The sequence below is a fragment of the Acidovorax sp. Root217 genome, from assembly GCF_001428645.1.
In the GTDB taxonomy this organism is placed as follows: Bacteria; Pseudomonadota; Gammaproteobacteria; order Burkholderiales; family Burkholderiaceae_C; genus Acidovorax.
Genome location: NZ_LMIH01000042.1, coordinates 17,658 through 32,256 on the forward strand (window position 1 = coordinate 17,658; position 14,599 = coordinate 32,256).

13 protein-coding genes are annotated in these 14,599 nt (G+C 71.2%); all 13 read right to left on the minus strand.

Annotated features, from left to right (window positions below):
• Positions 1–1,056 carry a nicotinate-nucleotide--dimethylbenzimidazole phosphoribosyltransferase gene (gene cobT / locus ASE31_RS28635; RefSeq protein WP_057206295.1) on the minus strand — a complete coding sequence of 352 codons (1,056 nt, stop codon included), beginning with the start codon at positions 1,054–1,056 and terminating at the stop codon, positions 1–3.
• 31 nt (positions 1,057–1,087) lie between these two features.
• Positions 1,088–2,548 carry a cobyric acid synthase gene (locus ASE31_RS28640; RefSeq protein WP_057206298.1) on the minus strand — a complete coding sequence of 487 codons (1,461 nt, stop codon included), beginning with the start codon at positions 2,546–2,548 and terminating at the stop codon, positions 1,088–1,090.
• Positions 2,549–2,583: 35 nt separating this feature from the next.
• The gene (locus ASE31_RS28645; protein ID WP_057206300.1) at positions 2,584–2,982 is read right to left on the minus strand and encodes a DUF3037 domain-containing protein; all 399 of its coding nucleotides are present in this window, start codon (positions 2,980–2,982) and stop codon (positions 2,584–2,586) included.
• Positions 2,969–3,754, minus strand: coding sequence for a HipA family kinase (locus ASE31_RS28650; protein WP_057206302.1), 786 nt, complete (start codon positions 3,752–3,754; stop codon positions 2,969–2,971). Before ASE31_RS28650 ends, ASE31_RS28645 begins: the two co-directional genes overlap by 14 nt.
• Entirely contained in the window at positions 3,751–4,809 is a 1,059-nt protein-coding gene (locus ASE31_RS28655) for an aminotransferase class I/II-fold pyridoxal phosphate-dependent enzyme (protein ID WP_057206507.1), read from the minus strand. Before ASE31_RS28655 ends, ASE31_RS28650 begins: the two co-directional genes overlap by 4 nt.
• 11 nt (positions 4,810–4,820) lie before the next feature.
• Positions 4,821–5,822, minus strand: a complete 1,002-nt coding sequence (cbiB, locus tag ASE31_RS28660) for an adenosylcobinamide-phosphate synthase CbiB (protein ID WP_057206304.1) — start codon at positions 5,820–5,822, stop codon at positions 4,821–4,823.
• Positions 5,823–5,901: 79 nt separating this feature from the next.
• Positions 5,902–6,306 (minus strand): DUF1636 domain-containing protein, encoded by a 405-nt coding sequence (locus tag ASE31_RS28665; RefSeq protein WP_082604411.1) that lies wholly within the window; start codon positions 6,304–6,306, stop codon positions 5,902–5,904.
• 18 nt (positions 6,307–6,324) lie between these two features.
• Positions 6,325–6,927 carry a VWA domain-containing protein gene (locus tag ASE31_RS28670; protein WP_235514798.1) on the minus strand — a complete coding sequence of 201 codons (603 nt, stop codon included), beginning with the start codon at positions 6,925–6,927 and terminating at the stop codon, positions 6,325–6,327.
• Between the two features lie 95 nt (positions 6,928–7,022).
• Positions 7,023–8,093 (minus strand): ATP-binding protein, encoded by a 1,071-nt coding sequence (locus tag ASE31_RS28675; protein ID WP_057206309.1) that lies wholly within the window; start codon positions 8,091–8,093, stop codon positions 7,023–7,025.
• A complete protein-coding gene (gene cobN, locus ASE31_RS28680) occupies positions 8,090–11,911 on the minus strand; it encodes a cobaltochelatase subunit CobN (protein ID WP_057206311.1) in 3,822 nt (1,273 codons plus the stop codon). The genes ASE31_RS28675 and cobN overlap by 4 nt, the downstream gene beginning before the upstream one ends.
• 10 nt (positions 11,912–11,921) lie before the next feature.
• On the minus strand, positions 11,922–12,989 hold the full coding sequence (gene cobW / locus ASE31_RS28685; RefSeq protein WP_057206312.1) for a cobalamin biosynthesis protein CobW: 1,068 nt from the start codon (positions 12,987–12,989) through the stop codon (positions 11,922–11,924).
• Positions 12,990–13,035: 46 nt separating this feature from the next.
• Positions 13,036–13,914, minus strand: a complete 879-nt coding sequence (locus ASE31_RS28690) for an ABC transporter substrate-binding protein (protein WP_057206314.1) — start codon at positions 13,912–13,914, stop codon at positions 13,036–13,038.
• On the minus strand, positions 13,914–14,483 hold the full coding sequence (cobO, locus tag ASE31_RS28695) for a cob(I)yrinic acid a,c-diamide adenosyltransferase (RefSeq protein ID WP_057206316.1): 570 nt from the start codon (positions 14,481–14,483) through the stop codon (positions 13,914–13,916). Before cobO ends, ASE31_RS28690 begins: the two co-directional genes overlap by 1 nt.
• Positions 14,484–14,599 lie beyond the last annotated feature (116 nt).

The following is a 14,599-nucleotide window of genomic DNA, read 5'->3' on the forward strand; positions in this document are numbered from 1 at the left end:
TCAGCTGCGGTTGTCCACCCCTGCGGATTCAAAACTGGCCATCTCCGCCAGCACCGCGCAAGCCGACTGCAGCAGCGGCCAGGCCAGCGCCGCGCCCGAGCCTTCGCCCAGGCGCAGGCCCAGGTCGAGCAGGGGCTCGGCCTGCATCTGCGCCAGCATCAGGCTGTGGCCGCGCTCGCCCGAGCGGTGCGCAAAAACGCAGCGCTGCAGCACGGCTGGCTGCAGGCGGCTGGCCACCAGCACGGCGGCGCTGGTGATGAAGCCATCGACGACGATGACCCGGCGCTCGGCTGCGGCCTGCAGCACGGCGCCCACCAGGGTGGCCACCTCGTAGCCGCCAAGGGCGGCCAGCGCGTCGAAGGGACTCGTGGCTTCGGCGTTCACATCCAGGGCCTGCTGCAGCACGGCGCGCTTGCGCGCTATGCCGGCGGCGTCCAGGCCCGTGCCCGCGCCCGTCACCTCGGCCAGCGGCAGGCCGGCCAGACGCGCCAGCAGCAGCGAGGCGACCGAGGTATTGGCAATGCCCATTTCGCCCAGCAGCAGCGCATTGCCCGGCAGGCCGCGCACCACCTCCATGCCGTTGGTGATGGCCTGGGCACACTGCTCGGCCGTCATGGCCGGGCCCACCGATGCATCGGCCGTGCCGGGCGCCACCTTGCGCAGCAGCAGTTGGGGCGCGCCCGGGGCGGCATCGCGCGGCGCGATGGGCTTGGCCATGCCGCAATCCACCACAGTAAGGGCCAGGCCGTGCTGGCGCGCGAGCACGCTCACGGCCGCACCGCCGGCCAGGAAGTTCTCCACCATCTGCCAGGTCACGTCGCTCGGAAAGGCCGACACACCGCGCGCCGCGATGCCATGGTCGCCCGCGCAGACCAGGATCTGAGGCTGCACGAGCTGCGGTGCCTCGGTGCCCAGCACCTGGCCGATGCGCAGGGCCAGCGCCTCGAGCCGGCCCAGCGAGCCCAGGGGCTTGGTCTTGAAGTCGAGGATGTGCTGCAGGCGCGCCGTGAGGGTGGCGTCGGTGATATCGGCAATGGTGGGGATAGCGAAGGACATGGGTTCGTCAAGTAAAGAAATCGGGATTCGTTCAGGCCACCAGCGCATTCAGCACGCCTGGCTCGAAATGGGCATCCACCGTGCGGGCCAGGCCCTCCATCACGGCGTCGAGCGTGGGAACGGGGGCGGCGCCCTCGCGGCCGAACAGGGCCTGCAGCGCGGCGGGGTCTTCGAGCAGGCCGTGCAGGTACAGGCCGAGCACGTTGCCCGCGCCGTTCTTCCAGGCCAGGCCGGGCACCACTTCGCTCGCCACATCGCCACCAGCCGCCATGGCCGGGTGCTGGGCGGTCTGGCCGTGGTGGATCTCGTAGCCGCTGGCTGCGATGCCCGACAGCGCCGCCCAGGCGCCCTGCAGCATGCCGAAGCGCGCGGTGGTGCGGCGCACGGTCTTGGCGGGCTCGAAGGTGGTGACCAGAGGCAGAAGGCCGAGACCTGGCGCGTTGCCGTCGATGCCAGCGGTGTCGATCAGTGCCTCGCCCAGCATCTGCAGGCCGCCGCAGACGCCGAGCACGCTGCCGCCCTGCCCCGCATGCGCAGTGATGGCCTCGTCGAGCCCTTGCGTGCGCAGCCAGGCCAGGTCGGCTGCGGTGGCCTTGGAGCCGGGCAGGATGACCCAGTCGGTAGCCTTCAGTCCTGCCAGCCCGGCGGGGCTGCGCACCCACACCAGGCGCACGCCGGGCACGTTCTTGAGCGGCTGGAATTCGTCGAGGTTGCTGATGCGCGGGTAGGCAATCACGGCCACCGTCGTGTGCACGGCCCCTCCCGCGGTGCTGCGGTCGTCGAACACGCCGTCTTCCTCGGGCAGGCCGTGGTGCCACTGCATGGGGATGGTGGCCACGGTGGGCACGCCGGTCAGCTGCTGCAGCATTTGCGGCGCGGGCGCGAGCAGCGCAGCATCGCCGCGAAAGCGGTTGAGCACGAAGCCATGGATCAGCGCGCGTTCGTCCTCGGGCAGCAGGGCCCAGGTGCCGTACAGGTGGGCAAAGGCGCCGCCGCGGTCGATGTCGGTCACCAGCAGGCAGCGTGCGCCGCCGTGGCGCGCCACGCGCATGTTGACCACGTCGCTGGCGTGCAGGTTGATCTCGGCCGGCGAGCCCGCGCCCTCGATCACAACCACGTCGTTCTCGGCACGCAGCGCGTCGAGCGCGGCCGCGATCTGCGGCCACACGCGCTCGCTGCGGCCGCGCCAGGGCAGCGCGGTGAGCTCGGCGCTCACCTGGCCCATCAGCACCACCTGGCTGTGGGTGTCGGCCTCGGGCTTGAGCAGCAGCGGATTCATGCGCACGTCGGGCACGGTGCGCGCGCCGATGGCCTGGAAGTACTGGGCGCTGCCGATCTCGCCATGGCCATGGTCGCTGGCGACCACGCGCGCGTTGTTGCTCATGTTCTGCGCCTTGAACGGCGCCACCTTGTAGCCCTGGTTGCTGTACCAGCGGCACAGCGCCGTGGCCAGCCAGCTCTTGCCGGCGCCGCTGGTGGTGCCCAGCACCATGACGCAGCGCGCCAGGCGGGGGGAATCGGAAGCGCTCAAGGCAAAGGCCTCACCATGCGGTCCATGATGTGCTCCAGCGCCGCCGCCGCATCGGTGCAGCGCCCGGTATGCGCCGGCGAGGTCTGGATGATGGCACTGCGCCTGGCTGTGAGCCAGTGAAAGCGCTGGCGAAAAGGCAGCTGCGCAATCGGCCCGCAGACCGCGTCCCCCGCGCAGATGGCGACGATGGCGTCCAGGTGGCGGCGCACGGTGTCGATGTCCACATGCGGGTCCATCGCCAGCAGGCGCTCCTCATCCAGGGCAATGGCTGCCTGCAGAAAGCCGCTCTTCTGGCACGAGAGGATGACGCCGGCGTTGATGAATTCCTCGCGCTCCACGCGCGGCACCACGCGCACGATGGCGTAGTCGTACACATTCATCTCAGCCGCGTGCATCGATGGCTCCTTGCACCCAGGCTTGCCGGCCGGCCAGGCGGACACAGAAATGGTCCACATAGGCCTGGCGATGGCTGGCAGGGGCCGACAGCGGGCCTTCGGTGTGCTCGGCCCCGGCAATGGCCAGGAACTCGTCGGGCACATCGGCCAGGATGCCCGTGAGCACCTCGCGCGTGAGCAGTGCCGCCAGCTCGCCATCCACCTGCGCCAGCGCCGTGGCTTGGCGCAGCAGCACATGGTCGGCAATGGGCGGGAAGGGCTTGGCGGGCTGCACCACCGCGCCGTTCCAGGCATGGTGGAAGGTCAGCGAAGCGCCGTGGTCGATGAGCCAGGGCTTGCGGTGCCACATGAGCAGGTTGGTGTTGCGCGCCGTGCGGTCCACATTGGCCACCAGGGCGTCGAACCAGACCAGGCGCGAGGCGAAGTCGTTGCTCACCTCGTCCACTGCGGGATCGAAGTTGAGCGCGCCCGAAAGGTAGTCGAGGCCCACGTTGAGGCCGCCGCTGGCGCGCACCAGGTCCTGGATCTCGGGGTCGGGCTCGGTCTGGGCCAGGCTCGTGTCGAGCTCGGCGAGCACGATCTCGGGGATCGGCAGGCCCAGCGCCTGGGCAATGCCGCCCGAGATCATCTCGGCCAGCAGGGCGCGCACGCCCTGCCCTGCGCCACGGAACTTGAGCACGTACAGCCCCAGGTCGTCGCCTTCGACCACGGCGGGCATGGAGCCGCCTTCACGCAGCGGCGTGACATAACGGGTGACGGTGATGGTTCTCATCGGGGATGGTCGCTTTCCTTGGGTTGTGCGCTGGATCGTACGGCCATCGCAGCGGGCCAGGCAGCGCGCAGGGCATCTTGCGCCCCTGGCGGCAGCACGCCCAGGCGCACCGCACCGGGCAGGCCGAACGAGGCGGCATCGCGCAGCTTGATGCCCGCCGCACGCAGGGCCGCCAGCGCATCGGATAGATCGGCACAGGCAGGCTGCGCGCAGAAATAGTTGGCCAGGCTGCCCGCATGCACGCCCCAGCCCAGGTCCATGCACAGGGTGAGCTGGCGCTGCTTCCAGTCGCGCAGGGTAGCAAGGCTGTGCACCAGCCAGCGCTGTACGCCGGGTTGCACCCAGGCCTGCAGCAGCGCCACGCCATGCGCGCCCACGGCCCACGAGGGAGCCAGCGCCAGCAGCGCCTGCACCTCGTCCTCGGCGCCCTCGGGCGCCACGGCGTAGGCAGCGCGCACGCCAGTCAGGCCCAGGGCCTTGTTGGGGGTCCACAGCTGCCAGCAGGGCATGGGCGGCAGCGCGGGCGAGCCGGCCCAGGGGCCCATGCCATCGGCTTCCAGGCGCAGCGGGGCGTAGGCGCAGTCGAGCACGCGCAGCGTGGCGCCGCCGTCTGCCGGGGCATGCGCCCACTCGCGCAGGGCAGCGTCCTCCCGACCCAGCGGGCTCGATGGCTCGCAGGCCCATTGCAGCCCAGGTGCGGCGCCTGCCGAACGCACCAGCGCGAGCCCGCGCGCCTGCGCGGCCTGGGCATAGTCGCCGTAACTGTGCAACGGCAGGCCCACCTGCACGGCACCCTGCTGCACCGCCAGCGCCGTGACGCGGTGGATGAACTCGCTGGAGCTGGCCGCCAGCACGATGCGCTCGGCCGCTACGCCATGAAAGACGCCAAGCGCCTCCCGCAGCGCCGTGTAATGCGGGTCGGGGTAGCGCGTGGCGTCGGCCTGCTGCACCGCCTGCAGGGCCTCGGGGCAGGGGCCGCAGGCATTGCTGTTGGTGGAAAAGTCGTGCACGGGCGCCCCCAGCGCGTCGGGGCCGCCGTGGGGGTGCAGTGGCATGGCCTGCAACGTCATGCACCCACCCATGCGGACACGATGGTGATCAGCAGGTGGGCGCCCACTGCCAGCGGGATCAGCGACAGCGCCACCAGCGAGCCAAGCTTGGCCGCGCGCCGGGTATCGAGCGGACCGGGGTCGCGTGCACTGGCATTGAGCACATACACCCCGGGTTTGCCGAGCCGCACGCCCAGCGCCAGCGCCATGGCCGCCATGGGCCAGCCGCTGTTGGGCGACGGCGTGCGGCGCGCCTGGCGCGCCAACGCGGCTGGTGACAGCCCGCGCGCCAGCACGGCCAGGAGCAGCGCGGTGATGCGTGCGGGCAGCCACGAGAGCACGTCGTCTGCGCGCGCAGCCCACTTGCCGGCCCACTGCCAGTAGCGCCTGCCGTGCATGCCGGGGTAGCCCCACATGGCATCGGCGGTGTTGGCCAGCCGGTACAGCGTGGCGCCGGGCAGGCCCAGCAGCACGAACCAGAACAGCGGCGCCACGACCGAATCGTTGAGGTTTTCGGCCAGCGACTCGATGGCCGACTCGCGCACCTGCTCGGCCGTGAGTTCGCTCACGTCACGGCTCACCAGGCGCGCCAGTTGCGCGCGGCCCTCGGGCAGCGAGCGGGCCAGGGCTGCCTCGACCGCCAGCACCTCGTCGTGCAGCATGCGCCAGGACAACATCGGCTTGAGCAACACCCCCAGCAGCGCTGCCGCGATCACGTCATGAAAGCGCAGCGCCAGCCACTGCAGGCCCCAGGCCGCGGCCATCACTACACCCGCAAGCACGCACCAGGCCAGCGCCATGCACCAGAAAGCCCTGAAATCGCGCGGCACGGGCGCCAGCGGCGCCCAGCGCTCGCCGCACCAGTGCAGGGCCTTGCCCATCCACACCACGGGGTGCACGGCCACCGGCGGCTCGCCGCGCCACCAGTCGAGGGCCAGGGCCACGAAGGGCACCCAGATCAGCACGCGCAGGGCGTCCCACTGCGTGCCGGGCAACAGCAGATCGATCAGACCGAGCATGGGCCCTCCGGCAGTGACAGAGCACTGGTGCGGGTAGCGTCAAGGCAATACAGCATGGCGGCACGCATGGTACAGAGAGTCAGGCCACGAAGGGCGGCAGCCTTGCCACGATGCCACTCTTGAGGCGCGCGGGCCGCTCGTTGCGGTTGAGCATGCCGTCGCTGGCGCGGGCGTGCATGGCGCCGCACTCCAGCACATGGCGCGCCGTTTCTTCGTCGGGCTTGAGGTCGCCGAACACGAAGGTGTGCTTGCCAGGGGCCTGGAAGGCGACCGAGCAGGCGCGCCCGCAGCTACTCAGGCAGGCCACGCCGCGCACGCGCACCTGGGCCCAGGCGCCGGTGTCGTCTTCGAGCTGGGCCACCTGCACGGCCTCAAACAGCAGCTCACCGTCGGCCGGCAACTCGCGCGAGGCGCCGGCCGGGCGGCAGGTGGTGCAGACGATCACGTCCGTGGGGGATGGCATCGGGAATGCGGCGTCGGACATCGGGAGAAGCTCGTTGTTCTAGGAAGAGAGGGGTTCGGGCAGGCGGTGCTCCGCCTGCCAGCGCTGGGCCCAGGCGGCGCAGCGCCCTAGGGGCCGCAGCGGGTCGTCGAAATCCACGACCACGACATGCGTGGCAGCGCCAGGCGCGGCGGGCTGCTCCAGCGTGCGGCCATCAGTCAGCAGCCACAGGCACGACGGTGCGCCCGCGCCGCGCTGGCGCCGCGTGGCGCGCAGCAGGCGCTCGGCCTCGGCCAGGCCCGCCGCCAGGGGTGTGCCGCCACCGCCGCCCAGCGGGCGCACGCGGGCCGTGCCGGCCGTGCGTGCGGGGCCGGGGGGGAGCAGCAGCTCCACGCCCTGGCCGCCGAAGCACAGCAGGGCCACGTCGTCGCCCGCGCGCGCGGCCTGCTCGATCAGGCGTGCCGCATAGCCCTTGGCCCAGGCCAGGCGCCCGCCCTGGCGCATGGAGCCCGAGGTGTCGAGGGCGATCAGGTGCAGCCAGGGCTGCACGGCGCTGGAGGGTCGGCGCCGCAAATGCGCGGCCTGCAGGCGCGCCGAGCCCTTGGCCACCAACGTGCGCAGCCAATCGATGCCCGCGCCCTCTGGGTCGGCAGGCCGGACCACGGCGTGCGGCGTGCGCAGCCAGGCATTGCGAGGGGCTTGCCACCGCCAGCCTGCACTTGTCTTGGTTGAACCAGGAGAGCGCGGGCCAGGGTGGCTCAGGCTTTTTTTGGCGGCCACGCTCCCGTGCTGCGCAGGCGCGCCATGGGTTGGGGTTCGGGTGGCAATGCGCCCCAGTCGCCCTCAGGCGCGCTCTGCGACGAAGCGAGGCCCTGTCCGTTGGCGGGCGATGGCTTGGAGGAGGACGGCGGTGGTGGTGGCTGCGTGGCACCGGAGGGCGGGACGGAGCCTGCAGCATTCTCGGTACGCCGGTGCGCCAGCGCCAGCTCGGCCACGGCATCCACATGCGCCAGACCCACACTGTCGGCCTGCTCCAGGGCAGCCAGCGCCCGTGCCGCACGCAGCATCACCAGGTCGGCGCGGATACCGTCCACCCCGGCGGCCAGGGCCAGGTGGGCGGCATGCTGCACCACGGCGTCGGTCCATTCCAGGGCCGCCAGCGCGGCGCGGGCGCGGGCCACCGCCGCGGCCAACCCGGCCTGTGCAGGGGCATGCCGCGCCACCACGGCCGCAGGATCGGCATCGAAGGCCAGGCGGGCGCGCACGATGGCCTGGCGCTGGGCCGCATCGGCCGGGTTGTGCAGGGCCACCGACAGGCCGAAACGGTCGAGCAGTTGGGGGCGCAGCTCGCCCTCCTCCGGGTTCATGGTTCCCACCAGCACGAAGCGCGCCGCATGCTGGTGCGACACGCCGTCGCGCTCCACCGTGTTCACACCGCTGGCGGCCACGTCGAGCAGCGAATCCACCAGCGCATCGGGCAGCAGGTTGACCTCGTCCACATAGAGCACGCCGCCATGTGCACGCGCCACCAGGCCGGGCGCCAGGCGCACCTGGCCGTCGCGCAGCACGTCTTCGATGTTCAGCGTGCCCACCAGTTGCTCCAGGCTGGCGGCCAGGGGCAGCGTGACGAAAGGCGCATCGGGCAGCAGCGCCGCCAGCGCGCGCGCCGAGGTGGACTTGGCCGTGCCGCGCGGGCCGCTGATGAGCACGCCGCCCATGCCAGGGTCGATGGCGGCCAGCAGCAGCGCGCGCTGCAGGGCCTCGTGCCCAACCAGGGCGGTGAAGGGGAACGCGGTGGCGGGCACAGGGGACAAAGAAAAAGCGGTCATGGCAAGGGTCCTTCGCCCTGGGTTTCGAGGCGGTGTTCGAGCTCCAGCAGGTGCTGCTCGATGCGCTCGCGGTGCTCGCCGGGCTCGCCCCACAGCCCGCGCTGCATGGCTTCGAGCAAACGCTCACCAATGCCGCGCAGGGCCAGCGGGTTGTGCTGTTGCAGAAAGTCGCGCGTGGCGTCGTCGTGCAGGTAGGCGTCGGCCACCAGCGCGTACTGGTGGTCGCCCACCACGCCCGTGGTCGCGTCGAAGGCGAACAGGTAGTCCACCGTGGCCGCCATCTCGAACGCGCCCTTGTAGCCGTGGCGCTTGACGCCATCGATCCACTTGGGATTCACGGCCCGGGCGCGCACCACGCGCGCCACCTCTTCGCTCAGCGTGCGGATGCGCGGCACCCCGGGCGTGCTGAAGTCGCCGTGGTACAGCGCGGCCGGCGCGCCGGCCAGGTGATGCACGGCGGCTGCCATGCCGCCCTGGAACTGGTAGTAGTCGTCCGAGTCGAGGATGTCGTGCTCGCGGTTGTCCTGGTTGTGCAGCACCGCGTCCACCGCCGCCAGGCGCTGCTCGAAAGCCGCGCGCGCCGCCTCGCCATGCCCACCCTGGCCGTAGGCGAAGGCGCCCGCACGCAGGTAGGCCTGGGCCAGGTCGTCCGAGGTGCTCCAGCGGCCGCTGGCCATCACCTCCTGCAGACCGGCGCCGTAGCCGCCCGGGCGCGGGCCGAACACACGCCAGGTGGCGCGGCGCTGTGCGTCCTCTGTGGCCATGCCTTGCGCTTCGGCTTCAGCCGCCTCACGCCGCACGCGGGCGCGGATGGGGTTCACGTCGTCGGGCTCGTCGTCCTCGGGGATGGCAGCCACGGCGCGAACGGCCGTGTCGAACAGGTCGATCACGCCCGGGAAGGCATCGCGGAAAAAGCCCGACACACGCAGCGTCACGTCGATGCGCGGGCGGTTGCGTATCGCCATGGGCAGCACCTCGATGTCCACCACGCGGTGGCTGCCGGGTGCCCATTTCGGGCGCACGCCCAGCAGGGCAAAGGCCTGGCCGATGTCCTCGCCGCCGGTTCGCATGGTGCTCGTGCCCCAGACCGACAGGCCCACCGCGGTGGGAAAGCTGCCATGGTCCTGCAAATGGCGCTCCACCACGCGGTCCCCCGCCAGAGCGCCCATGCCGTAGGCGGTGGGTGTGGGCACGGCGCGCGTGTCCACCGAATAGAAGTTGCGGCCCGTGGGCAGCACGTCGGGCCGGCCGCGCGAAGGGGCACCGCTGGGGCCCGGCGGCACGAAGCGGCCGGCCAAGCCGCGCAGCAACTGGGCCATCTCGTTCGGGCCGCAGGCATCGAGCCGGGGGGCCAGCACGGCGCGCATGCGCGCCAGCACCTGTGCGCTGTGCGGCCACTGCGCGGCATCCATGGGCGGGCCTGCGATGCGGCCCGCGCCGTCCACCGCCAGGTGCTGCTCTACGCATTGCGCGGCGAGCTTTTCGAGCCGCTCGCGTGTGTGGCCCACATGGCGCCAGGGTTCATCGGCCAGGGCCTGCAACACCTCGGGCTGCGGGCCGGTCCAGGGCGCCGCCCACTCGGGGTTCAACGGGTCGAAGTCGCCCAAGCCCAGGTCGCGGGCCAGCGCCACGAGCAGGCTGCCCTGCCCTGGCGCCGAGCCGCCTGGAAAGCGCGCCAGCGCCACCAGCGTGTCGGTACGCTGGCGGTCCCGCGGCGAGCGGCCCAGGATGTGCAGGCCGTCGCGGATCTGCGACTCCTTGATCTCGCACAGGTAGGCGTCGAGCCGGCCGAGCAGGGCTTCGCGCTGCGCGTCGTCGGCCGGCGGCGCAAAACCCAGCTCCTGGTGCAGGCCGTGCTGCAGCACCTGGTCGAGGATGCTCTGGCGCAGCAGCTTGGCGCGGCGCGGGTCGAGCGACAGCGCCTCGTAGTACTCGTCCATGGCGCGCTCGAGCTGCTGCAGCGGGCCGTAGGTCTCGGCGCGCGTGAGCGCGGGCATCAGGTGGTCGATGATGACGGCCTGCGTGCGCCGCTTGGCCTGGCTGCCCTCGCCCGGGTCGTTGACGATGAAGGGGTACAGGTGCGGCAGCGGGCCCAGGATGGCGTCGGGCCAGCAGGCGGCGCCCAGCGCCACGCTCTTGCCGGGCAGCCATTCGAGGTTGCCGTGCTTGCCCACGTGGACCACGGCGTCCACCGCGAACACGCGGCGCAGCCAGAAGTAGAAGGCCAGGTAGCCGTGCGTGGGCACCAGGTCGGCATCGTGGTAGGTGGCCACCAGGTCCAGGTCGCGGCCACGCGCAGGCTGTATGCCCACGAAGACGTTGCCCAGGCGAATTCCCGGCACCATGAAGCGGCCGCTGCGCACGATGGGGTCTGCGCCGGGCGGGCCCCACAGGGCGTTCACCGCGTCCTGGCTGGCCTGCGGCAGGGCGCCGAAGTCGGCCAGGTAGTCGGCCATGGCCAGGCTCTGGCCCGCAGGGCGGTCGGCATTGGCATCGAGGTTGTTGGTCACGCCCTCCACCAGCTGCGCGATCAGCGCATCGCCGCCCTCGGGCAGCTCGCCCGTGGTGTAGCCGGCATCGCGCAGCGCCTGCAGGATGAGCACGGTGGAAGCCGGTGTATCCAGGCCCACGCCGTTGGCCAGGCGCGCATCGTCGTTGGGGTAGTTGGCCAGGATGAGCGCCACACGCTTGCCCACATGCGGCTTGCTGCGCAGCACGCACCAGCGGCGCGCCAGCTCGGCCACGAAGGCGATGCGCTCGGGTTCGGGCTGGTAGCGCACCACGTCGACCTCGGTGCGCTCGCAGCGCCAGGCCAGGCCCTTGAAGCTGATGGCGCGGGCCCCTATGCGCCCGTCCACCTCGGGCAGCACCACCTGCATGGCCAGGTCGCGCGGCGCCAGGCCATGCGGGTCGGCCTGCCACTGCTCTTGCGAGCAGCCGGCGGTGATGAGCTGCAGCACCGGCGCATCGCCGGCCAGGGCGACCGCTGGCGCGTCCTCGTCGTCACTGCCGTCGATGGAGGCCACGGCAAAGCTCGTGGCGTTGAGCACCACGCCCACGCCCTGCTCTGCGGCCATGGCCTGCAGCGCGGCCAGGCTCTCGGGGTTCTTGAGCGAATCGACGGCCACGGCCAGGGTGTTGAGCCCCGCCTGCGCCAGCGCCGCCTGCATGGCATCGAACACCGCTGTGTTGCCCGACTGCAGGTGGGCACGGTAAAACACCAGCATCGCCACCGGCGCACCGGGTACCCAGGGCGCAGCCGCAGCCGGTGTGTAAGCCATCACCGGCGGCAGCGGCCGGGGTGGCGGCGGGCGCGGGCCGATGCCGAAGGCCGCATGGCCGATGAGCGCGAAGAAGGCCAGCGCGTTCTCGCGCCCGCCTTCGCGCAGGCAGCGCCACAGCTGGTGGCAGTCCTCGGGGGAGGCGGTGCTGCGCATCAAGAGCTGGGGGTCTTCGACGTTGTCGCCCGAGAACAGCGCCAGCCACTGGCCGCGCTTGCCGGCCAGCGACATCGCCTGTTCGACCACATAGGCCCAGTCGCTCGGGCTGCCCAGGTGGTCGATGACGACCACGCGCGCATGGCGCAGCACGTCGTCCACGTACATGTCGGTGGAGGCCGGCTGGCGCAGCCACATCAGGTTGGCCAGGCGCACGCGGGGGAAATCATCCCCCAGGCTGGCCGCCGCGTCGGACAGCAGCGACAGGGTGGTGTCGGCCGCGCTCAGGATAACGATGTCGCCGGGCGTCTGTTCCACGCGCACCAGGCCCTGGCCCCCGTCCTCGACGTAGCCACCCGGTCGCGTGGAAAGCAGATGCATGCGGGCGGCCTCAGGCGGTGGTGGTGGCGGATTCGGCGAGTGCCGATTGCAGCTCGGCCTGCAGGGCGGCGGCATCCAGGTGGTCGCCGATCACCACCAGGCGCGTGGTGCGCAGGTCGCCCTCGCGCCAGGCGCGGTCGAAATGGCTGTCGAAGCGCTGTCCCACGCCCTGCACCACCAGGCGCATGGCCGCGCCCGGCAGGGCCACAAAGCCCTTGATGCGGTAGATCTCATGGCGCTGGACCAGGGCGACCAGGGCCTCCAGCAGGCGACCGCGGTCGGCTACATCAAGCGTGACGTGCACCGACTCGAACTCGTCGTGGTCGTGGTCCTCTTCCTCGTCATGGTGGGTCTTGCGCGCGTCGATCACGTCCTCCACCGCATGGCCCAGGCCCAGCAGCACGCTGGGGTCGATGCGGCCATGCTGGGCGTGCACGAACTTCACGCCCGGCAGGGTCTCGCCACGCACGATGGCTTCCACACGCGCCAGGTCCTCGGCGGTCAGGCCATCGGTCTTGTGCAGCACCACCAGGTCGGCCGTCGCCAGTTGGTCCTCGAACAGCTCGTGCAGGGGCGATTCGTGGTCCAGGTTCTCGTCGGCGCGGCGCTGGGCGTCCACGGCCACCGGGTCGTCAGCGAACTGGCCGGCGGCCACGGCGGGCGCATCGACCACGGTGATCACCGAGTCCACCGTGAACACGTTGCGCAGCGCGGGCCACTGGAAGGCCTGCACCAGCGGCTTGGGCAGCGCCAGGCCCGAGGTCTCGATGACCAGGTGGTCGATCTGGTCACGGCGCGCGGCCAGCAGCTCCATCACGGGCGCGAACTCTTCCTGCACGGTGCAGCACAGGCAGCCGTTGGCCAGCTCGAACAGCTGGCCGTTCTCCACGCCGTTCTCGTCGCAGCCGATGCCGCAGCTGCGCAGCAGCTCGCCGTCGATGCCCAGTTCGCCGAACTCGTTGACGATGACGGCGATGCGCTTGCCTTGCGCGTTGGTCAGCAGGTGGCGCAGCAGTGTGGTCTTGCCGCTGCCCAGAAAGCCGGTGACGATGGTGGCGGGAATCTTGTGGACTTGCATGGAAGGAGTCTCCAGTCAGAAAAATGGGTAAATGGGGTGGTGCGAATCAACGCAGAACTTGCGGTAATCCAAGAAGGCAATCGACCAGCATGTGCGCTGCCTCGCCCAGGCGCGGCCCGGGGCGCGAAAGCAGGTCCATGCGGTCGGCGTCGAGCTGGCAGACCTGGTGCTGGCGCAGCGCCTGCATGCCGGACCAGCCGGGCCGGTCGGCCACGTTGAAGAGGGTGGTCTCTGGGCCGATGACCAGGTCCGGCCCACGGCGCACCACCATTTCGGAGTTGACGCGCGGGAAGAGGCCCATGTCGCCGGGCACGATGTTCACCAGGCCCAGGCGCGCCACGGTCTCGCCGATGAAGCTGGCCGCGCTGGCGGCCGTGGGGCCCACGCCCACCTCCACGTAGACACTGCGCCCGCGCAGGTGGGCCGGCACGCGGCGCGCCGCAGCGTCGAGCTCGCGCTCGATGCGCGCCACCAGCTCGGCCGCGCGTGCCGATTCGCCGAGCGACTGGCCCACGCTGATCAGCATGCGCTTGAGGTCGGCATGCGTGCGCGCATCGAACACCTGCACCGGCACGCCCAGGGCCGAGAGGCGGTCCCCCGCCCGACTGCGCGGGCCCAGCAGCACCATGTCGGGCCGAAGGGCCACGATGCGCTCGATCTGCGCGTCCTGCAGGCCGCCCACCTTGGGCAGCTTGGCCACGGTGCCGGGCCAGCTCGAATAGCGGTCGGTGCCCACCAGCTCGGCACAGTGGCCCAGGGCGCAGACGGCCTCGGTGAGCGAAGGGGACAGCGTGACGATGCGGTGCTGTTGTTGTGCCTGTGCCAGCGGCGCGGCGAGGCCGCCCAGCAGGCCGAGCACGGCCAGCGCGGGCACCGTGGGGTGCAGGCGCGTGCGGGCCAGCGGCAAAGACAAGGAGGGATTCATCAGTCCTCGATTCCCCGCTGAGCAGGCACGCCGGCCTTGAAGTGGTGCTTGATGAGCGTCATCTCGGTCACGGTGTCGGCCAGCTCGATCAGCTCGGCCGGCGCGTTGCGGCCGGTGAGCACCACGTGTACGTGCGGCGGGCGCTCGCGCAGGCAGGCCAGGATGGATTCGAGCGGGATCCAGCCGTAGCGCAGCGGGTACATGATTTCGTCGAGCACAACCATGAAGTGCTCGCCCGCGCGGACGGTGGCCTCGGCCTTGGCCCAGCCGTCCAGGGCCAGTTGCGCGGAGTGGTCCAGGTCGCGGCTCTTCCAGCTGAAGCCGTCGCCCAGGCCTTCAATGGGCATGCCCAGTTGTTCGAACAGGCGGTGCTCGCCGAAGCGCGCAGTCGGCACTTTCATGAACTGGTAGATCTTGACTTTTTTGCCGCGGCCGTGGGCGCGGATGGCCAGGCCGAAGGCGGCGGTGCTCTTGCCTTTGCCGGTGCCGGTGTGGACGAGGACCAATCCTCGGCGTTCGCCTTGGGGTTTGGGGGTGTCGCGGAGGATGGGGGGAGATTCGATTTGCATTTCTCTGCTCTGCCGGTGGTCTTGGTTGCTGCTTGCTCGTGTTACGGGCGGGAGCCGGGTCTCGGCCCGGCGGCCGAGGTACTTGTTCTTTGCTTCGCCAAAGAAAAGTACCCAAA